The sequence below is a fragment of the Methanolobus sediminis genome (assembly GCF_031312595.1).
GTDB lineage: Archaea > Halobacteriota > Methanosarcinia > Methanosarcinales > Methanosarcinaceae > Methanolobus > Methanolobus sediminis.
On record NZ_CP133592.1, the window covers coordinates 239,277 to 257,268 of the forward strand.

The following is a 17,992-nucleotide window of genomic DNA, read 5'->3' on the forward strand; positions in this document are numbered from 1 at the left end:
TAATGAAAAAATCAATGTATGGTAAATTCGGAGGGCAGTTCGTTCCCGAAGTGCTCATGCCGGCACTTACAGAGCTTGAAGAAGCCTATGAACGTTACAAGGATGATCCTGAGTTCCTGAAAGAACTGGATTTCTATATGAAAGAGTTTGCAGGCAGGGAAACTCCTCTTTATTTTGCCAAAAATCTCAGTAAGAAATACGGAATTAAGATCTACCTGAAACGCGAGGACCTTGTTCATGGTGGTGCCCATAAATTGAACAATACTCTTGGACAGGCACTTCTGGCCAAGTATATGGGCAAGAAACGTCTTATTGCTGAAACAGGGGCAGGACAGCATGGAACCGCAACTGCAATGGCAGCTGCAAATATGGGATTTGAATCTGAGGTTTATATGGGTGCAAAAGATGTTATCCGCCAGCACATGAATGTTTACAGAATGGAGCTTATGGGTTCCAAAGTAAATGCTGTTGAATCCGGTTCAAAGACACTAAAGGATGCAATCAATGAAGCCCTCAGGGACTGGGTTACCAATGTTGAGAATACTCACTACCTTATCGGTTCAGTTGTAGGACCTCACCCATATCCTATGATCGTGCGTGATTTCCAGAGTGTTATTGGAAAGGAAGTCAAAGAGCAGATCATGGAGAAAGAGGGCAGGTACCCGGATTCCATTGTTGCCTGTGCTGGCGGTGGAAGTAATGCGATGGGTATTTTCTATCCATTCATTGAAGACAAGGAAGTTAAACTCTTCCCGGTTGAAGCAGGTGGAAAGGAATTAAAGACCACTGAAAAGGAAGCGCTGCATTCTGCATCACTTTGTGTTGGTGAGGAAGGCATCCTCCAGGGTGCACACACACTCATACTTCAGGACAAGTACGGACAGATACTTGAATCCAGTTCTATATCAGCAGGACTTGATTATTCAGGAGTCGGGCCTGAACTTGCATACCTCGCGGATATTGGCAGGATAAATCCGTGTACTGTCAGTGATGACGAGGCACTGGAAGCATTCTATGAGCTCAGCCGTCTTGAAGGAATTATTCCCGCACTGGAATCATCACATGCTGTTGCTTATGTTATGAAGATGGCAAAGAATGGGGAACTTGAGAAACTTGGTGATCTTGTTGTTATTAACCTTTCCGGAAGAGGAGATAAGGACCTTGAAACAGTGTTTAAATTAAAGGAAGAAAAGGCAAAGGAGGCTTGCCAGTGAGAATCGCAGATAAATTTGCAGAACTTAAAGAAAAGAATGAAAAGGCTCTTATTGCCTATGTCTGTGCAGGCGATCCTTCAGCCGAAGCTACAAAAGAGATAGTTCATGCACTTGTAAAAGGCGGGGCAGATATTGTTGAACTTGGACTTCCATTCTCAGATCCGGTTGCAGACGGACCTACCATACAGGCTGCATCAACCAGGGCACTTGAAGCTGGCATGAACCCGGACATTTATTTTGAGATGGCAGCATCCATCAAGGAAAATGTTCCTCTGGTCTGCATGACATATTATAATCTAATATATAAGAGAGGGAATGAGAAATTTGCTAAAGATTGTGCTGAAGCAGGTATTACCGGAATTATCGTACCTGACCTTCCGGCAGAAGAAGCAGATGAACTACATGTTGCATGTAAGAATAATGGTGTTGACCTGATATTCCTTATCACACCGGTAACTACAGGAAAGAGAATGGAAAAGAATCTGGAAAAAACATCCGGTTTTGTCTATATTGTTTCAAGACTTGGAGTCACCGGAGAAAGAGTCGATGTAGCAGAATCAACAAAGAACATCCTTGCACGCATTGATACAGAAGTTCCAAAAGCAGTTGGTTTTGGAATCTCCAACGGGCAGCAGGCTGCGGAAGTTATCAAAGCAGGTGCTGATGCGGTTATTGTAGGTTCTGCTTTTGTCAGCATAATCGCTTCAGGTGAGAATGTAAATGAAAGAGTGGAGAAACTTGCATCAGAATTAAAGATAAGCTGCAGATGATTATCTGCCAGCTTTTTAATTTTATGATTTTAAATCAAATTCTAATAAAACAGTTTTTAAAAAACAAATTGAGGAATGCAGATCACTCTGCAAAAAGCTGATCCACGAACCACTGCGGATCGAATTTGCGAAGGTCGTCATATCCCTGTCCCATTCCAAGGAACAAAATTGGTTTTCCTGTGATGTATGCAATGGAAATTGCTGCACCACCCTTGGAATCAGCATCTGTTTTTGTCAGGATTGAACCGCTTATAGGAACTGCATCATTAAATTGTGCTGCCCTTTCCACAGCATCGTTACCTGCAACTGCCTCATCCACAAAGATTATGAGGTCTGGTGGGGCTACACGGCAGACTTTCTTAAGCTGCTCCATGAGGTTAATATTGGTATGCATCCTGCCAGCGGTGTCAGATAATACAACATCCACATTATGTGCCTTAGCATGCTGCATTGCATCATAAATAACAGCAGCCGGGTCGCCCTGCTCCTGATGTTTGATTATCTTTACTCCGATCTTGTTGGCATGGATGGCAAGCTGGTCAATTGCACCGGCCCTGAATGTGTCACCTGCAGCAACTACAACTGACATTCCCTGATCCTTAAAACGTTTGGAAAGCTTGGCAATGGAGGTGGTCTTTCCAGTTCCGTTTATACCAATAAAAACAATGTGTACCGGCTTTTTAGCATTCTTCACATATTCATCAAGGTCAAATACATTGGCACTCATCACATCATAGATCGCATTTTTAAGGGCATCTTCAACAATGTTGCCAGTGTTGCTACCAATGCGTCTTCTGGTTCCAACCAGCTGACTCTTTACTGAGCTTACAATTGCTTCTGAAACTGAAAGTGCGATATCACTCTCAAGAAGAGCCATTTCCAGATCCCAAAGAGGTTCTTCAAGATCATCTTCATCCAGAATAAATTCCCTTTCAAAAACAAGAGCTTTAGCTTTTTGTGCAAAACCAAATTTCTTAGCAGTTTTGCCTTCCTCTTCTGGAACTGGTTTAGTTTCTTCAGCGGAAAGTTCGGGTTTTTCTCTTAATTCTTCCTGTGAAGAAGGGGAAACTACGACAGGAGATCCCAATTCTTCTGAAGACTCCACAATTTCCTCTACTGGTTCGATTGCAACAGCTTTTTCATCTATTTTGCTGCCAATCTTATCCTTGAATCCACTGAGTTTTGCCTTGAGTTTATTGAACACGTGATACAACTCGCAAGTTTGTTAAAAATAGAAAAAAATAGAAAAAAGGTTCACTGGGAACCTGGGTTTCCTTGAGACTGCTGGAGTCTTGTAAGGAATGATTCAATAGCCTGCATCTGCTGGGCTAACTGGGCAAGGGTCTTATTCATATTTTCGAGAGCTGTTGTAAGTTTTTCCCTGCGGCGCTGGAGAATCTCCTTTGCTTCAGGAAGAGGCCTTTCAACAGTTAACCCTGCACCGATATCAACCACTGCTTTGTCAGTGTGACTGATATTGGCATATACAAATGAACCGGAACCTATCGGAAACATTATTTCAGAACCAGCTGAAACATTGTTGAGCTCATCAATTGCGTTTATTGCTCTGTTACAATCTTCCAGTGATATCTGGACCATGCTCATCTGTTGCTGCACCATTTCCGCACGTTTCTGAAACTCGCGGTGCTGGTTTGCAAGAACCCTTGGATCCTGTCCATTCATATCTGCCATGGATCATGCCTCAGTTATACTTTCGATCTTTATTAAGTTCCTTTTAAGACCATGTTTACTGCCAAAGAGAGAATACACTTTATCTTCTGCATTCTTCTCGTTCTGGCTCTCAATGACCTTTGTGAACTTTTCCCATGCTATTCCGGCCTTGAATGTGCCTTTGACCTGAAATGTCTTCATTTAAATCACCTAAAAACCATTATTCTAATAAGCCCAGGGCATCTTCTATTCTTCCCAGTTCATGACCTGTGGTCTGCGAACCTGCAACATAACCTTTGGAATTGGCTATCAAGCCGGAACCTACCATTTGAGTTCCATAGTTTGATGTTCCAATATCCACAGGAAGACCAAATAATTCCTCAAGCACTTCAAGTTCAGTACTTGTTGCCCGAGGATTTACAAGCAAACCTTTATTGGTTGCAACTCCGGCCATCCCTACGGTTTTAGCACCACCTATAGTGCCTCTTTTAACTTCTACCTTGAGAGCTTTCTCAATAGTTTCCAACGACTTATCACTAAGTTCCGGATGAACAAGTGCTGCAGAATCATTTGCAAGCACAACATTACCCACAGCATTCAGCTTACTGGGAAATTCAACTACCGGAACATCAATCTGGTCTTTGCCTCTTACATTGGAATCCATTGGAACAAGCACTGCGTTGGAATTTCCCCGACAAAGTGAACCCACAATAGTACTTCCATTGATAAGGGTTTCCACTACATTTGCCTGCAAGAACCGGCCTATCTTTTCACGGACAGACTCAGGAGTACCCAGAGGTACAAGCACTACATCTTCGGTGCATGTTGCAAAAGCCCCTATTATGGGGCTTTCCTGTATAGTTATAGTTCGTATCATTTTATGTTAAACTGGAATGATACCCGGAAACATTTATGCGAGTTCCGCCTGAACTTCGCCATCCTCGAACTTTGCAGCTCTTACACGGATGGAAAGTGGTGGCTTCTCACAGCCGCGTTCCCATACTTTCTCATTGATGGTCTTGTCTAACTTGACCATATCAGGTTCTACCTTCATGTGCTTTGTAAGGTATTCCCTGATAACTACCATAGTCTTCTTGGCCCTTTTCCAGCGTGGAATTGACTTAATTTCACGGAGAGGAATCGTATAGATCTGCTCTTTTACTATATCTTCTGCCATTATCATCACCTACTTATTTCACATCGAGACTGCTTCTTCTCCAGTGTCTTCTCTTTGGATGGCTTACGACCTTACGTTCGGTCTTAATGATGACCCAGGTAGGAACCCTGTGGTTCTGCCTGTGTGCTTTTGCCAACCTTGTCTTCTGTCCTTTAGTATTGTGGCTCACTTGTCTCACCTATGCTATGATTTGTATTAAAGTATCGATTGAATTTTGAACTTATAACATAATTATTGTATAAATCTTTAATCATGTTGTTCCGTTCGCTGTTTCATTCCTTCACGCTCTTTTGCGTTCGATAACATGTGATTGTACATGAGTGGGGAATATCTCTTTAATCTTATCTGGACCATGATTCCGAGCTATCATTTCCCTGAGCTCAGTTTCATAATCAGCTTTTAGTACATCCTCACTCAGACCTTCCTCGATGACCAGATGCTTATTTACAAGTTCGTTCACGGCAGCACGCCCGTATCCTTTCAAAGGACACATATAATGAACACCAAACCGATCCTCAATGCTTCTTATCTGTGACATTTCAAGCATTGGAACACGGTCATCACGGCGAATCCCGTCAGCAATGAATGTGACATTCGAATCGGCCGCTAGATGCTCAATGAAGCTTTTGTGAATGAAATTGATAGCGTTCTTAGGAAAGCCATCCTCCATTATCATATCGTATGCCTTTTCAAGAATTGAAACATCGGGATTGATGATCCTGTGCGGAAAACCAAGCCTCTCTGCAGTTTCAGCAGCTACTTCCCCAACAGGAAGCAGTGAAAAACTGCATGTTACAAGTTCAACCTCAAAGAAAGGCTCCAGCAGTATTGCAGACAGAGAACTGTCTTTTCCACCACTGAACATTACCGATACTTGCATGAAGGGCGCTCACATACGCTTAATAGTGGTTTCCCTCTTTTTGGGCTGCATCTGAACCAGAAGCTGTTTGAGTTTCTCATCGTCGATCATAGTTTGAAGCCTGCCACTCTGTGCAAGCATGATCAACTGATTTTCAAGCTGCTCTACAAGTTCCTTGCGGGACATACGCAGATTTGTCAGCCTCTCACGTGCTTCCGGAGTCAGGATCTGACGCATCAGAGCCTGCTTCTTTGCTTCCATCTCAGCCTGCATCTGCTCCTGCTGCATTGCTGCCTGCATATCGGCACCGCCCATCTGCTGTTGAGCTGCCTGTTGCTGCTGGATCTGTGCAAGTCTTTTTCTTCTTATCTCTTCAAGGTCATCCGTCATGAAAGTCACCTTTGCTTATAAGATGTAAGCAGTGTTTCCTTATAGGAGTTATCGAACTGGAAGATGCATTCAGTATTTAGCAAGACCTGGAATTGTTTCCAGAAGGCCCTGTTTTACCTCGTATGCAACATTGTCAAGCATGGACTGTCCCTGTGGGGATACCACACGACCACTCTTGAGAGAGCGTACAAAACCTGCTTCCTCAAGCTGCTGAAGTGCAGTTCTTGCAATTGCACCGCTGCCCTTTGCCTTTTTGCCAGGAGCAACGCCTCTGTCCTTCTTTCCTCCGTAGACAGATCTCATTCTCTCAACACCGATTGGGCCCTGGGTGTATACAGTTCTAAGTACTGCTGCACATCTTGTGTACCACCATTCAGTGTCGATTGGTGGAAGTTCCTTGTGCACACCTGTTTTTACATATGTTGCCCACTCAGGTGGATTTACTTTATCATTCTCTTTCAACTTTTCTGCTACCTTTGCTATAAACTCGGCTGCAGGAACGTCATATACAGTTGTCATTAATTATTCTCCTGAATTATAATATCTGTTAAGATACCCACCATCTGCAGGACTCAATTGCATCAGGTGATTAGTTCAGCTGGATTTGTGATGTTTAAACTATTGAGTAGTATATACGTTTTTCGGCAGTTTTGCCTATCAGGACTACTTTCTGAAGGTTTGCTCTCTTGCAGGACCTACAGAAACAATATCTATATTTACACCCATCTTATCTTCAAGATAAATTACATAGTCCTGAGCTGCCTTTGGAAGATCACTGAACTCCTTCACACCTGTAAGGTCATTATCCCAGCCAGGAAGGTCTTCATATACAGGTTTGCATCTTGCAAGTTCGGAAGTATCCTCTGGCGGATAGTCAATTGTCTTTCCGTCCAGTTCATAAGCAACACAAACTCTTATAGGATCAAGATTGGATAAAACATCAAGTTTAGTAAGTGCAATGGATGTGTAACCATTAAGATATATTGCTTTTTTAAGTAAAGGAAGGTCGAACCATCCACATCTTCTTGATCTTCCTGTGGTAGTACCATACTCGCCACCTACTTCCTGAATCTGCTTACCGATATCATCTAAAAGCTCTGTTGGTAATGGCCCTTCGCCAACTCTGGTAATATATGCTTTTACAATGGCCAGTACCTCATCAACCCTTGTAGGACCAACACCAATATTAGCACATGCAGAACCTGCAATTGTACAGGAAGAGGTTACGAATTTCTGGGTTCCGTGAATTACATCAAGATGAGTTCCCTGTGCACCTTCAGCAAGTACATTCTTACCCTCATCAAGTGCCTTGTTAACCTCATAAGAGACATCAGTTACATAGGAAGCAAAGCGCTCACCAAGTTTTACATACTTATCAATAAGTTCGTGATCCATAACTATAGAAGGATCGCCACCAAGCTCTTTAATAGCTGCTTCCTTTGATGCAGCAAGATCTTCAAGTCTCTTGAGGAATTTTTCCTTATCAACAAGGTCACCCATGCGGACCTCGTCCCTGGCAACCTTATCAATGTAGGCAAAACCAATACCACGTTTTGTAGTACCAATCTTCTCGGTCCTTTGGGATTCCCTCAGACCATCAAGTTCAACATGATATGGCATTATAATACTGGCTTTGGCATCTACACCAACCCTGGTTGCATCTAATTTTATGCCACCATCTGCAAGCATATCAAGTTCTTCTGCCAGTACTTCGGGGTTCACAACAGTACCTGGACCAATCAATACCCTTGAATCTAAAAGAAAACCAGAGGGGATAAGGTGGAGTTTGTATACATCCTCACCTACTTTAACGGTATGTCCAGCATTGTTTCCGCCCTGGAAACGAACAACCAGATCATAATCACCGGAAATAAGGTCAACTATCTTGCCTTTACCTTCATCGCCAAATTGAGCACCAGTAATAATAGTAAACATGGGTGCAGGATTACTCTGTTGGCTTAATAAAGTTTTGATTGGCTTTCAGATATCTTCCTCAAACGCAAGCATACGGCAGCCTTCATCACAGAACCCAGAGGAATCAACCTTACGACACCTTAATGCCTTAGTGACACCCATGTCTAAAAGAGTATCCAGTAATTTTTCAGACACAGTGATACTGACATTGAACTCCGATTGAAGCATATATATGGCATCTGATCTCTTGATAGAATAAAAACAAGCTCGAGACCTTTTATCTGACTGGCAGGTGTCATATGCATCACATTTCATCACGCGGGAACTGTTCTTGAAATGAATAGCAAGTCCCTGCCATGAGTGAACATTATGCATTCCTTTTATGCCATAGAGATTTGTCTTGGTTTTTTCTTTGTGTCGTAGCATGTTAATTAATTATATTTAAAAAATATAATTACTTTTTGTTTAAAATCTGAATCATTATTATTTTATGAATTAATGTAGTTAAAAAATAAAGCCGTGATATATTGCCATTGAAACAATAAATGATTTCCTTTACCACGATAGATATTTATTTCATTATTCCAGATTGAAAGTGTAGTATTATAAGTATCGTCAAATGATACTAAGGGAGTGAAAATAAAATGCCAGCTATAGTTGATAAGAATACATGTACAGGATGCGAGCAGTGTGTAAATTCCTGCCCGGTAGAAGCTATTTCAATGAACGATGATGTTGCAGTTGTTGATCCAAACGAATGTGTCGATTGTGGTGACTGCGTTGACATCTGTCCAGTGGAAGCAATCACATTAGAGTGATGCTTTTTTCTTTTTATCCTGAAATGAATTACTGTTTTACTCTGTTTTTTAACAGCTAAGTTTCTCCATACAAGCTGCAAGTCTTTTGATTCCCTCTTCAATGTCATCAGGATCAGAATTAGAATAGTTCAATCTCAGCGTGTTAGAACCTGCTCCTTCAATAGTATAGAACGGACTACCCGGAACAAAGGCAACATTCTCTTTTATTGCCAGGTCAAACAAGTCCATAGAAGAAACGCCTTCCGGCAATGTTACCCAGACAAACATACCGCCTTCAGGTTTTGTATAGCTGATGCCTTCCGGGAAATATCTGGACATCATGTCAACCATATGGTCACGCCTTGAACCGTATGCCGTTTTGATCTTTGAGATATGCCCGTCAACGTCATTGTCCATAAGATACTGGGAGATAATCCTCTGGGACAGGTAATTAGAATGAAGATCAGCCGCCTGCTTAACAACAAGGAGTTTTTCCATTATATCATTCTTTGCGCATATCCACCCAAGCCGCAGTCCCGGAGCAATTATTTTTGAAAAGGATCCCATCAGAATTGTGTTTTCCAGATAATTCCTGATAGTAGGTACATCCTCACCTGCAAACCTCAGTTCACCGTAGGCATTGTCCTCAACACAGACAACCCCGTGTTTATCAAGAACTTTGGCAGTTGCCTCCCTTTTTTCTTGTGAGTAGGTAACACCTGAAGGATTCTGGAATGTGGGAACCGTGTAGAAAAGCTTTGCATCACTTTCTTCCAGAGTTTTATCAAGAGCATCAATATCTATTCCATCATCCAGAAGTGGAACTTCCCTGAACTCCGGTTCGAATATTGAGAAAGACTGTATAGCACCGAGATAACCAGGACTCTCTATGACAACCCTGTCCCCTTTGTTAAGGAAAACCTTGCCAATGAGATCCAGACTCTGCTGTGAACCGTTTGTTATCAGGATCTCAGAAGGATCTATCTTAAGTCCGCTTTTTTCAAGATATCTCTGTGCAATGAATTCACGTAAAGGCAAATAGCCCTCTGTAGTACTATATTGCAGGACATTCGCAGCATCCTCTGACATGACCTTCGCAGCCGCTGCTGCAAGTTCCTCTGCCGGGAATAATGCAGGGTTTGGCAGTCCTCCGGCGAACGATATGATCTCCGGCTGCTGTGTGACTTTCAAGATCTCCCTGATGAAGGACTTTTTGCTGTTCTCCATCCTGTCAGCAAATCTATAAAATTGTACTGGTTTCTCTATCAAAGTATTTTCATCTGTTGCCATTGTACCATCTGGTTGATAGTTGTTAATACTAAGGTTAATATTAAAATAAATATTAATTTTAGCATGGTGATATAATCATGCCAAAGTTACAGCAAAATGGCAGTCAATATATTTTAACCATACCCAAAGAGATCGTTGAGCTTGAAGGATGGAAAAAGGGACAGGATATTAAACTTCGTAGGATTAGTGCTAAAGGGGAAGAGTATATAGCACTCATACCGCAGGAGGAATTATAAGGGCTACCAATGCCTACAAACAATTTTAGATACTCCCTTTATTTGGAGTACTCTATATCCGTTTTCATATTATAGGATGTTTATGAAGCAGTTGCCGCATAATAATTCAAATTATTAGTAATCAATTACCAAAATATGCATTTTTAATTTCGTACTTGCTTTTCTTTATATCCATTCATAACACTATAATAGTTAAGTTGGTGGTTAAGCGGTGGCTGTAGAAAAGAAAATAGAAAAAACTTATAAATATAATATGATAATTAACTGTAAAAAAAATTAAAATCTAGTATATATCAAATGTACCTGTTGGAGAGACAAATGAAAATAGATCCTACAGACCAAGACATAAAACAGATTTTTGATCGAATTGAAGAAGGAATCTATGATTTACAACCTGATTTCCAAAGAGAAATTGTTTGGAATAAACAAAAACAGCAAAAATTAATAGATTCTATTATGAGACAATGGCATGTCCCACCCATCCATTTGGTAAGAATAGAAGGCAAAAACAAATTCGAAGTATTGGATGGAAAGCAGCGCCTTTCTGCCATATACAGTTTCATGAAGGATGAATTCAAATTCGATTCTAATTTAGTTCTAGGGTCTGAAGAATTAATGATAATTGACAAAAAATACTACTCCGAATTTCCAACTGAGATGAAATTTAGGTTTGATTTTACTCGGATTCGTATATTAGAAGTTTCAGATATTAAAATGGATGAAGCGACTGAATTATTCTTAAGACTTAATTTAGGGGTTACTGTTTCAACTTCAGAGAAAAGAAATTGTATATATGGACCAACCAAAGATTTCTTGAGGGAAATACTTCAGAATCACCCAGCTCTTTTTTCTAAAGAAACGTTAGGATTTTCGAATCTTAGAATGGCATATCAAGATGCATTGGATAAAATATATTTTCTAGAAAAGAATGGAAGTCTTGACTCAAAACCAGATGCAAGAGCTTTAGAAAAGATGTATTTTGAAGATGTTGTGCCCGGTGAAGTAAAAGCAAATCTTATCGAAAATTTAGATTCTCTTGAAAGTATCTTAGATGGTTTTAAATATAAATTAACGAAATCCACCCTCATGAGCTATTATTGGTTTTTAAGAGAACAGAAAAAAGGTCATACAATAGATGAAATGAAAATGGCTGATTTCTTAAAAGCTTTTGAAGAATGGAGACTTGAACAGAAAAATATTCTCGAAGCAAACTATATGCCACATCCATATTATCTAGAATTTGAAAATTTATTAAGTGAAGGATGGATTGATCCTTCTTCTCTTAAAGGAAGAAATAAGATATTGAATGCTTTTTACAAGCAATATTTAGATAATGGCGATTTTGGAAGTTCAGTATGATTACATCAAAGTTTAATGACAATATAAGACACTCCCTCCAAAAATGGAACAAAAAGAAGTATCCATTAAAAGAAGTATACATTGAAAATATATTCAATTGGAAAAAAACATCTATTATTTTTAATTCCCCTGTTACGGTTATTACAGGAAAAAATGGAAGTGGAAAATCAACTTTAATTAATGCATTAAAACTTTTATATAATCTTCAAAATGAACGCGATGAATTTGGAATATTATCAAATATTGAAGATTATCAAATTATTCTTGAAAATCAAAATGATGAAAAAATAGTAGTAAAAAACAAAAAAATAGAACATATGGGCTTTAATTTACCCCATTTAATAGATTTAAGTTTTAATGCCAAAAATCACAACTTTTTTAAAAATAGTTCTGGAGTCGATATGAATATTTATTTGGATACTCTGGAGCAATATGACTCAATAGCAATTTACCCTGCTAATCTTTTAATTATGAGAGAATTAATTGGAAAACAAATTGTATCTGCTCAAAAAATTATTGATGAAGAAAATCCTGAAATTGAATATTATCATATAGAACTTAATGATGGTACTACATATGATTCTTACACAATGGGATCTGGAGAATTCTTTGTAAATCAACTTTTGTGGTCATTTGAAAAATTACCGAGTAACAGCATTGTTTTAATAGAAGAAATGGAAAATTATCTTCATCCAGGTGTCCAAAAAAAGTTAATAGAAATACTATATGAAATTGCAGTAAGGAAGGAGATACAGTTTCTACTAACGAGTCATTCTCCTACTATTATAGAATATATTGATGAAAAATCCCGCACTCTTGTAAAAACAAATTCAGAGTCAATTGTTAACTGCATTAATAATTGTACTGAATGGGTCGCAAAAGATATTCTAGGAGAGGACAATGAAGTTGTGGAAGTATTGGTGGAAGATCAAAAAGCATTGGATTTAGTAAAAGCAATTATTTCTAAAAAAAATGCTCAGATGTTAAAGCAATTATCTTTTAAAATTTGTGGTGGGGAATCGAGTATTGTAAAGTATATAACCTTAACTACAAAACTTACCATAATATCTTCAAGAACAATAGGTGTTCTGGATGGGGATATATCGTTTACCAAAATAATATCCTCGTTTAAAGTACCAGGATCAGAACCACCTGAATTACTAATTATAAGATATGCCGAACAAAATTATAATCGAATTGCAGAAAAATTAGAAATTGAAGAAGACAAAGTAAAAGACAGTTTTAGCTCTGCAAAGACGATTCAAGATCATCATGAATGGGTTACCAAGATTTCCTGTGATTTAGGCGTAGATAAGGATAATTTATGGAAAATAGTGTCATCAATGTGGGTATTTAATAATTCAGAAATACCTTTGTTAAGCTTACCAGGATCAGAACCACCTGAAATACTAATTCTCAAATGTGCCGAACAGAATTACAATCGAATTGCAGAAAAATTAGAAATTGAAGAAGACAAAGTAAAAGACAGTTTTAGCTCTGCAAAGACGATTCAAGATCATCATGAGTGGGTTACCAAGATTTCCTGTGATTTAGGCGTAGATAATGATTATTTATGGAAAACATTGTCATTAATATGGGTATCCGATAATCCAGAATTAGTAGATGAATTTTATCGTTCTTTTAGTAGTAGTTTTGGAAAACTGATGTGTTGAATATCTGGTTGTGTAAAATAGACTTAATACTAATGCATGTAAATACATTTTGTGTCTTTTGTTTTTAATCTTTGTCAATATGATGATTTTTTGTCCTCCTTCTTGAGAGAATTAATCGGACATTGACATAAAAACTAAAATTATTTAAACTGCACCACACGACTGCTTATTTTGTGAAATATTCCCCATAGTATTATAGGTAACAAAAGTTGTGTCTGTCGTGTCGGGTTTTCGAGAATGTTATTAAAGCTCATGTTGTTGGTTTTGATTATATAAACCGGACATTCGGTATGAATGGGCATCATATATAACAGTCATATTCTTCATAACACGGGTTTGCTTTTGCAGATAATTCATATGGCTTAAATTTACTTTTTTGACCAGTGACTTTTTCTAATACCTCAAGGTCCCGTGAAGTAAACATTTCTCCTGCTTCAATGCGAGGCAAAGTTTCATACTTTAGATAATCTCTATATCCTGGAGATTTGACCATGTTTAAAGCCATAGATAGATAAGCTTCTTTTGAGCTGTTAAAATGTTTTCTATCAATTCCAAACTTGCTAATACAGCAATTGCCAATTTGTAATGTTTTGTCATTGGATTTGTTATGGACTATTCTGATATCCCTTATTACATGTCCACAAATACAGGTAGCGGGTGGCTCATCTTTTTCTAAAATTGTTTGTTCACCATAAAAAATCCATTCTTTTATGGCTTCTTTATAATTATCTGATACTGAGTTTAACAATATTTCTGAAATAAAATTTTGTGTGTAGCCCATCGATTATAACACCCACGTTTTAAGTTACAGATTATTCATGTAAGAAATTAAACCACTATACTATATAAAAAAAGTGTAAGCGAGGTGAAAGTATTTTTTGGTTTGTTTTTGTGAACTGTTTACAATATTCAGAAAACACATAGAAGGAGAATTGATTTTTCTCCCCTTTATGCTCAGTCGTTACCCGCAGGAAGTTTATCTTTATCTAAGATCACATAACCGTGTGATTCCAGATAACTGATAATGTCCTCTATTTTGAAGCTATCAATATCTAGCTGTGGCCTCTTTTTCTTCTGTTGGTATTCCTGCAATGCGTTTAACTGTGTTTGTAACACCTTCTATGTTGTCATATTTCATCTTATGGCAGTATTCCATTGAAATCGGCACAACATCGGAACATGTTATTGATTTATTCATGACTCTTTGCCAATCCTTGCAGAAACGAGCAATTTTTAACAGGACAGAATCTTCAATTTTCACAGATTTCACGTTTTTCACGTTTTTCACACTTTCACATGAAGAATCAAAAACCTCCCCGCACATATAGATATAATTTGTGTGTTCATGGCAATTGATATCGTTTTCACTTTTTTCACACGTTTTTTTATCCTCCGTGTGAATATGTGAAATGTGTGAAATTGGTGAATTTTGTGAAAAAGTCCGTTTATCGTCATTCAAAACCAACCATTGTTTTTTGCTGCCATTCTGAACAACTGACTTTATTTCTCCAGATTCCAGCATGGTTTCAACGACTTCATCAAACTCACGTTTTTTAAGTCTTGAGTATTTTAAAAGGTCACTTCTCCCTAGTGTTCCGGCATTCTTGAGTAATACGCTTCTCACTTTCTCGATCTGGTTATTTTTGACATCTTCCTGAAGCCTGTGTACAGTTTCAACAAACATCGGGAGGAAATACTCAATAACTATCCTACATGATTCTTGCATTGTTTGTAACTGTATGCAATGTGACGGTTCATTTTTGCCGAGTTCTAGTAGCATAGCAATTTTGAGAATATGAACCTGATTTCTAGCCCAGCCCATGCTTAGAGTATTGTCACCTGAATCTAATACGGTTTCTTCCATAGTTTCAGTTACCTTGTTATAGTACTCGAATGCTTCAGGGATCACATCAAATTCTAATTCATCAATCCCTTTCATATGGTCCCACATTGTGATAACTCTCGTAACAATACTCGCAAATGCTGTCCGATCTTCCTCATTTGCCAATTGTAACGGTTTTCTAGGTCGCTTATATTTTGGGTGGCAAAACAGGAATCTGGGGCCGTACCCCGTGTTCACATCTTCTAAAGTCATATTTGCTGCAAAATTATCTGGCGTTGTTCCGTATAGTTTCGTGATAAAAGGATTTTCGATAACAACCTCACGTTTTTTGTTACCTTTTTCCTTTGCTAAGGTCTTTCTATAATCGGCACAGTCATACAATGCACATTCGCATTCAAATATACCATCATTGTACTTTTTATGCATCTTTTGAAGCAGTCCAACAACTTCATCTCTTATGAAATTACAATGTGGTGTATCCTGTAGCAATTCAAGGTATCCCTCTAGTGAATAATCATCGTTGTAAAGCTTCGTTTGAGTACATGACTCATAGACTAATTTCGTTTTATCTAATGCAGTTGATTTTCTGCTCACACTAGACAGGCCTAAGATAAAGAACCATAAATTAGGGTTTATCGTTCCTTGCTGCAATTTCAGGCTAACCTTACCTTGTGTACATGCAGACAACAACCACAGCCCAGACACAAAAATATAGTCCTTATACGTATCAGACAAACCGGAAAGCCATTTAACATACTCATTTAAAAAATGGTCATTATCAACGTTAATTATCAATCTTAAATCGTTGATCTCTGCACCCATTTCCTTTATTTCTTCAAGTGAGTATGTTTTTATGTTTTCTTCTCCCCATTCCTCATATGCTGGCTCTTCCTCACCTGAATAAAACTCAGATAAAACCGAATCCGCCTTAATAGTGCTTGTCTTTGCAGGAATGGCTTTTATCTGACTGATTTCATATATTGAGTATCTTTCACTGTATGAATCACCAAAAGCAAGCTTGCACATTAACAATAATTCTGCATCTGTAGCACCATTAACTTTTAGTTCTGCAAATAGATGTAAAGTGCGCTGCCTGCCATCCATATTGTGAAAAACTGTCAAATCATGATACCAGGGATTAGGAATTTTATTACCTTCTTTGTCCTTCCCTAAGTCCTCTTTAACAAAAACAGCGTTAAAAAACTCTTTAAACGTCCTTCTGCACTTATTTAAAGTTGTTTTCAATTGTTCAAATGTATAAAGAAGGTCTTTAATTCTGCCTATCACAGCAGGCGGGATATCGGGCCGTTTGGTCAAATCACCATCAATATGGTAAACCTCACCTGATACATGAACGGAAGGTGATAGTACAACGTTACCAGCTTCACCAAGTAGATCTATTCCCAATGGCTTTGAATGCTTAAGCTCAAAGTCAGGATTGAATTTAAACATCCAATGCCAACGACCAGGAGTTCTAAATTGCTTCACCCAGTCGGATGTATCAATGTCTTTTAGTATGTCGTCCCACATTCCTTTTACATACCAATCAACATCTATCACCATTAAATCAGACAATTTTCCACAAACAGCACCTATGTTGTAACTTTGGTTCAATATGTAGCGTGTTACCTCGGCATCACTCATAGGTTCTTTTAACTTTGACCAATCCTTCTTCACTGGACGCTTTCCGGCAGATGTCCCGGTGCTGTTTGGCGGTGTAAGGGGGTGTGTAATAATCCCTGCATTGCTGTAAGTCGTTGCAGCTTCTGCTATAATACTACTCATTGTATCCCCTTGCTTCCTGCATTCTGAGTAGGTAACACTCCCGGAAGTAATCAGCTAACCGTCTGCCATCATTATCGGTACATATAGCTCCCCTTTTTCTAAGAAAACTAGCTATACGTGGACTAAATGCCCTTGCAGTATCAACCCACACAGTATAAACGCTTCCTGGACCGTCTATATATGTTATTTGTACATTTTCATGGATGTCGTAATCCATTTTTTCACTAATCGCTGAGAGGATAGCAGGTGCAGAGGTAATACGATACCAACCAAACCGAGTCTTTGAAGCGTATCGCCTATGTACTCCATCTTCGGTTATTTTGTACCCCGCAGGCCCCATACTACCACATAATTTATAACGCCGTGATCTATCCGGCATTATCACTTGTTCAAAGGTTGGATTTATGTAGTTTGGGTACTCATCAATGACTACATTATAGTCAAAGTCTGGGTGTTCTATTTCCTCCCTGTGACACCCACTTTTTTCTCCATTTTCTCCAATCATTCAGAACACCCCCCGGGTGTTACTATTCTTTTTTGTTTATCATTCTCTGAGCCACTAGCAAACCCGATTTTTTTCAACCTCGCTTTGTATTCTGCCTGTTCTTCCGGGGTCTTGCTCCCCCATGCTTTCAATGCTGCAAACTCCCGGCGTGTCATACCACCCAGCTTAAAAACTCCATGATATCGTTCTGCAATCCTTAATCTGTACACTTTCCCGAGAGTACATTTCCCCTCTATGTCTCTTGGGTCTGTGCAAATGTCTGGATACTCTGGGTCTAAAGGACAATTGTTCACACTGCACTTTTTGAACCGGGGACAATCAAAAAAAGGTTTCATGCCTGGACCTCCGCAAGCTCTATAACTTTACTTACAAGAGCTTTCTCTATCGGACTCCCAAAATTCAAAAAATAATCAATAGACTCTTTTCTATCCTTGCAAAAGTCCTTAGCCCACACATACAACGATGGGTCTATATTCGATGGTGTCATGTTTTCCATGCTGGACCCTCTT

At 38.9% G+C, this 17,992-nt stretch carries 23 protein-coding genes; 6 read left to right on the forward strand and 17 right to left on the reverse strand.

Annotated features, from left to right (window positions below):
* Positions 1 to 2: 2 nt before the first annotated feature.
* Both trpB and trpA read left to right on the forward strand, forming a co-directional pair.
* A complete protein-coding gene (trpB, locus tag RE474_RS01160) occupies positions 3 to 1,214 on the forward strand; it encodes a tryptophan synthase subunit beta (protein WP_309311162.1) in 1,212 nt (403 codons plus the stop codon).
* Positions 1,211 to 1,984: a tryptophan synthase subunit alpha gene (gene trpA / locus RE474_RS01165; protein WP_309311163.1), complete on the forward strand. Its 774-nt coding sequence runs from the start codon at positions 1,211 to 1,213 to the stop codon at positions 1,982 to 1,984. Before trpB ends, trpA begins: the two co-directional genes overlap by 4 nt.
* An 82-nt stretch (positions 1,985 to 2,066) precedes the next feature.
* Here trpA and ftsY read toward each other — a convergent pair whose 3' ends face one another.
* From ftsY to RE474_RS01220, 11 genes are all read right to left on the reverse strand, one after another.
* On the reverse strand, positions 2,067 to 3,188 hold the full coding sequence (gene ftsY / locus RE474_RS01170; protein ID WP_309311164.1) for a signal recognition particle-docking protein FtsY: 1,122 nt from the start codon (positions 3,186 to 3,188) through the stop codon (positions 2,067 to 2,069).
* Positions 3,189 to 3,238: 50 nt separating this feature from the next.
* A complete protein-coding gene (gene pfdA / locus RE474_RS01175; protein WP_309311165.1) occupies positions 3,239 to 3,676 on the reverse strand; it encodes a prefoldin subunit alpha in 438 nt (145 codons plus the stop codon).
* A gap of 3 nt (positions 3,677 to 3,679) precedes the next feature.
* A complete protein-coding gene (gene rpl18a, locus RE474_RS01180; RefSeq protein ID WP_154808889.1) occupies positions 3,680 to 3,856 on the reverse strand; it encodes a 50S ribosomal protein L18Ae in 177 nt (58 codons plus the stop codon).
* Between the two features lie 19 nt (positions 3,857 to 3,875).
* Positions 3,876 to 4,532 carry a translation initiation factor IF-6 gene (locus tag RE474_RS01185; protein WP_309311166.1) on the reverse strand — a complete coding sequence of 219 codons (657 nt, stop codon included), beginning with the start codon at positions 4,530 to 4,532 and terminating at the stop codon, positions 3,876 to 3,878.
* Positions 4,533 to 4,565: 33 nt separating this feature from the next.
* Positions 4,566 to 4,832, reverse strand: a complete 267-nt coding sequence (locus RE474_RS01190; protein WP_309311167.1) for a 50S ribosomal protein L31e — start codon at positions 4,830 to 4,832, stop codon at positions 4,566 to 4,568.
* Between the two features lie 13 nt (positions 4,833 to 4,845).
* Positions 4,846 to 5,001 carry a 50S ribosomal protein L39e gene (locus RE474_RS01195; RefSeq protein ID WP_309311168.1) on the reverse strand — a complete coding sequence of 52 codons (156 nt, stop codon included), beginning with the start codon at positions 4,999 to 5,001 and terminating at the stop codon, positions 4,846 to 4,848.
* A gap of 111 nt (positions 5,002 to 5,112) precedes the next feature.
* Positions 5,113 to 5,712: a DUF7411 family protein gene (locus RE474_RS01200; protein WP_309311169.1), complete on the reverse strand. Its 600-nt coding sequence runs from the start codon at positions 5,710 to 5,712 to the stop codon at positions 5,113 to 5,115.
* A gap of 9 nt (positions 5,713 to 5,721) precedes the next feature.
* Positions 5,722 to 6,081, reverse strand: a complete 360-nt coding sequence (locus tag RE474_RS01205) for a DNA-binding protein (protein WP_309311170.1) — start codon at positions 6,079 to 6,081, stop codon at positions 5,722 to 5,724.
* 69 nt (positions 6,082 to 6,150) lie between these two features.
* Positions 6,151 to 6,600 (reverse strand): 30S ribosomal protein S19e, encoded by a 450-nt coding sequence (locus RE474_RS01210; protein ID WP_309311171.1) that lies wholly within the window; start codon positions 6,598 to 6,600, stop codon positions 6,151 to 6,153.
* Between the two features lie 144 nt (positions 6,601 to 6,744).
* A complete protein-coding gene (locus RE474_RS01215) occupies positions 6,745 to 8,016 on the reverse strand; it encodes an adenylosuccinate synthase (RefSeq protein ID WP_309311172.1) in 1,272 nt (423 codons plus the stop codon).
* Between the two features lie 45 nt (positions 8,017 to 8,061).
* Positions 8,062 to 8,421 carry a hypothetical protein gene (locus RE474_RS01220; protein WP_309311173.1) on the reverse strand — a complete coding sequence of 120 codons (360 nt, stop codon included), beginning with the start codon at positions 8,419 to 8,421 and terminating at the stop codon, positions 8,062 to 8,064.
* A gap of 218 nt (positions 8,422 to 8,639) precedes the next feature.
* Here RE474_RS01220 and RE474_RS01225 point away from each other — a divergent pair, with 218 nt between their 5' ends.
* Positions 8,640 to 8,813 (forward strand): ferredoxin family protein, encoded by a 174-nt coding sequence (locus RE474_RS01225; protein WP_309311174.1) that lies wholly within the window; start codon positions 8,640 to 8,642, stop codon positions 8,811 to 8,813.
* 48 nt (positions 8,814 to 8,861) lie between these two features.
* On the opposite strand, the gene RE474_RS01230 is transcribed toward RE474_RS01225, so the two are convergent.
* Positions 8,862 to 10,082 carry an aminotransferase-like domain-containing protein gene (locus RE474_RS01230; protein ID WP_309311175.1) on the reverse strand — a complete coding sequence of 407 codons (1,221 nt, stop codon included), beginning with the start codon at positions 10,080 to 10,082 and terminating at the stop codon, positions 8,862 to 8,864.
* 77 nt (positions 10,083 to 10,159) lie between these two features.
* Between RE474_RS01230 and RE474_RS01235 the strand changes: the two genes are divergently transcribed.
* From RE474_RS01235 to RE474_RS01245, 3 genes are all read left to right on the forward strand, one after another.
* Positions 10,160 to 10,318, forward strand: a complete 159-nt coding sequence (locus RE474_RS01235; RefSeq protein WP_309311176.1) for an AbrB/MazE/SpoVT family DNA-binding domain-containing protein — start codon at positions 10,160 to 10,162, stop codon at positions 10,316 to 10,318.
* A gap of 318 nt (positions 10,319 to 10,636) precedes the next feature.
* Entirely contained in the window at positions 10,637 to 11,677 is a 1,041-nt protein-coding gene (locus RE474_RS01240; protein ID WP_309311177.1) for a DUF262 domain-containing protein, read from the forward strand.
* Positions 11,674 to 13,350, forward strand: coding sequence for an ATP-dependent nuclease (locus RE474_RS01245; RefSeq protein WP_309311178.1), 1,677 nt, complete (start codon positions 11,674 to 11,676; stop codon positions 13,348 to 13,350). The genes RE474_RS01240 and RE474_RS01245 overlap by 4 nt, the downstream gene beginning before the upstream one ends.
* 301 nt (positions 13,351 to 13,651) lie before the next feature.
* Here the strand turns inward: RE474_RS01245 and RE474_RS01250 are convergent, their stop codons facing one another.
* The 5 genes from RE474_RS01250 to RE474_RS01270 form a co-directional block, all read right to left on the reverse strand.
* The gene (locus tag RE474_RS01250; RefSeq protein ID WP_309311179.1) at positions 13,652 to 14,131 is read right to left on the reverse strand and encodes a hypothetical protein; all 480 of its coding nucleotides are present in this window, start codon (positions 14,129 to 14,131) and stop codon (positions 13,652 to 13,654) included.
* Positions 14,132 to 14,395: 264 nt separating this feature from the next.
* The gene (locus RE474_RS01255; protein WP_309311180.1) at positions 14,396 to 16,978 is read right to left on the reverse strand and encodes a DUF3987 domain-containing protein; all 2,583 of its coding nucleotides are present in this window, start codon (positions 16,976 to 16,978) and stop codon (positions 14,396 to 14,398) included.
* Positions 16,971 to 17,483 carry a hypothetical protein gene (locus tag RE474_RS01260; protein ID WP_309311181.1) on the reverse strand — a complete coding sequence of 171 codons (513 nt, stop codon included), beginning with the start codon at positions 17,481 to 17,483 and terminating at the stop codon, positions 16,971 to 16,973. The genes RE474_RS01255 and RE474_RS01260 overlap by 8 nt, the downstream gene beginning before the upstream one ends.
* Positions 17,480 to 17,818 (reverse strand): hypothetical protein, encoded by a 339-nt coding sequence (locus RE474_RS01265; protein ID WP_309311182.1) that lies wholly within the window; start codon positions 17,816 to 17,818, stop codon positions 17,480 to 17,482. The genes RE474_RS01260 and RE474_RS01265 overlap by 4 nt, the downstream gene beginning before the upstream one ends.
* Entirely contained in the window at positions 17,815 to 17,979 is a 165-nt protein-coding gene (locus tag RE474_RS01270; protein WP_309311183.1) for a hypothetical protein, read from the reverse strand. Before RE474_RS01270 ends, RE474_RS01265 begins: the two co-directional genes overlap by 4 nt.
* Positions 17,980 to 17,992: the final 13 nt, after the last annotated feature.

Coding starts and splice junctions, on each gene's coding strand:
- RE474_RS01255 (WP_309311180.1), bottom strand. CDS start 16,978: ATGAGTAGTATTATAGCAGAAGCTGCAACGACTTACAGCAATGCAGGG.
- RE474_RS01230 (WP_309311175.1), bottom strand. CDS start 10,082: ATGGCAACAGATGAAAATACTTTGATAGAGAAACCAGTACAATTTTAT.
- rpl18a (WP_154808889.1), bottom strand. CDS start 3,856: ATGAAGACATTTCAGGTCAAAGGCACATTCAAGGCCGGAATAGCATGG.
- RE474_RS01225 (WP_309311174.1), top strand. CDS start 8,640: ATGCCAGCTATAGTTGATAAGAATACATGTACAGGATGCGAGCAGTGT.
- RE474_RS01185 (WP_309311166.1), bottom strand. CDS start 4,532: ATGATACGAACTATAACTATACAGGAAAGCCCCATAATAGGGGCTTTT.
- trpB (WP_309311162.1), top strand. CDS start 3: ATGAAAAAATCAATGTATGGTAAATTCGGAGGGCAGTTCGTTCCCGAA.
- RE474_RS01245 (WP_309311178.1), top strand. CDS start 11,674: ATGATTACATCAAAGTTTAATGACAATATAAGACACTCCCTCCAAAAA.
- RE474_RS01210 (WP_309311171.1), bottom strand. CDS start 6,600: ATGACAACTGTATATGACGTTCCTGCAGCCGAGTTTATAGCAAAGGTA.
- pfdA (WP_309311165.1), bottom strand. CDS start 3,676: ATGGCAGATATGAATGGACAGGATCCAAGGGTTCTTGCAAACCAGCAC.
- RE474_RS01205 (WP_309311170.1), bottom strand. CDS start 6,081: ATGACGGATGACCTTGAAGAGATAAGAAGAAAAAGACTTGCACAGATC.
- RE474_RS01270 (WP_309311183.1), bottom strand. CDS start 17,979: ATGGAAAACATGACACCATCGAATATAGACCCATCGTTGTATGTGTGG.
- RE474_RS01215 (WP_309311172.1), bottom strand. CDS start 8,016: ATGTTTACTATTATTACTGGTGCTCAATTTGGCGATGAAGGTAAAGGC.
- RE474_RS01265 (WP_309311182.1), bottom strand. CDS start 17,818: ATGAAACCTTTTTTTGATTGTCCCCGGTTCAAAAAGTGCAGTGTGAAC.
- RE474_RS01200 (WP_309311169.1), bottom strand. CDS start 5,712: ATGCAAGTATCGGTAATGTTCAGTGGTGGAAAAGACAGTTCTCTGTCT.
- RE474_RS01220 (WP_309311173.1), bottom strand. CDS start 8,421: ATGCTACGACACAAAGAAAAAACCAAGACAAATCTCTATGGCATAAAA.
- RE474_RS01250 (WP_309311179.1), bottom strand. CDS start 14,131: ATGGGCTACACACAAAATTTTATTTCAGAAATATTGTTAAACTCAGTA.
- RE474_RS01190 (WP_309311167.1), bottom strand. CDS start 4,832: ATGGCAGAAGATATAGTAAAAGAGCAGATCTATACGATTCCTCTCCGT.
- RE474_RS01240 (WP_309311177.1), top strand. CDS start 10,637: ATGAAAATAGATCCTACAGACCAAGACATAAAACAGATTTTTGATCGA.
- RE474_RS01260 (WP_309311181.1), bottom strand. CDS start 17,483: ATGATTGGAGAAAATGGAGAAAAAAGTGGGTGTCACAGGGAGGAAATA.
- RE474_RS01235 (WP_309311176.1), top strand. CDS start 10,160: ATGCCAAAGTTACAGCAAAATGGCAGTCAATATATTTTAACCATACCC.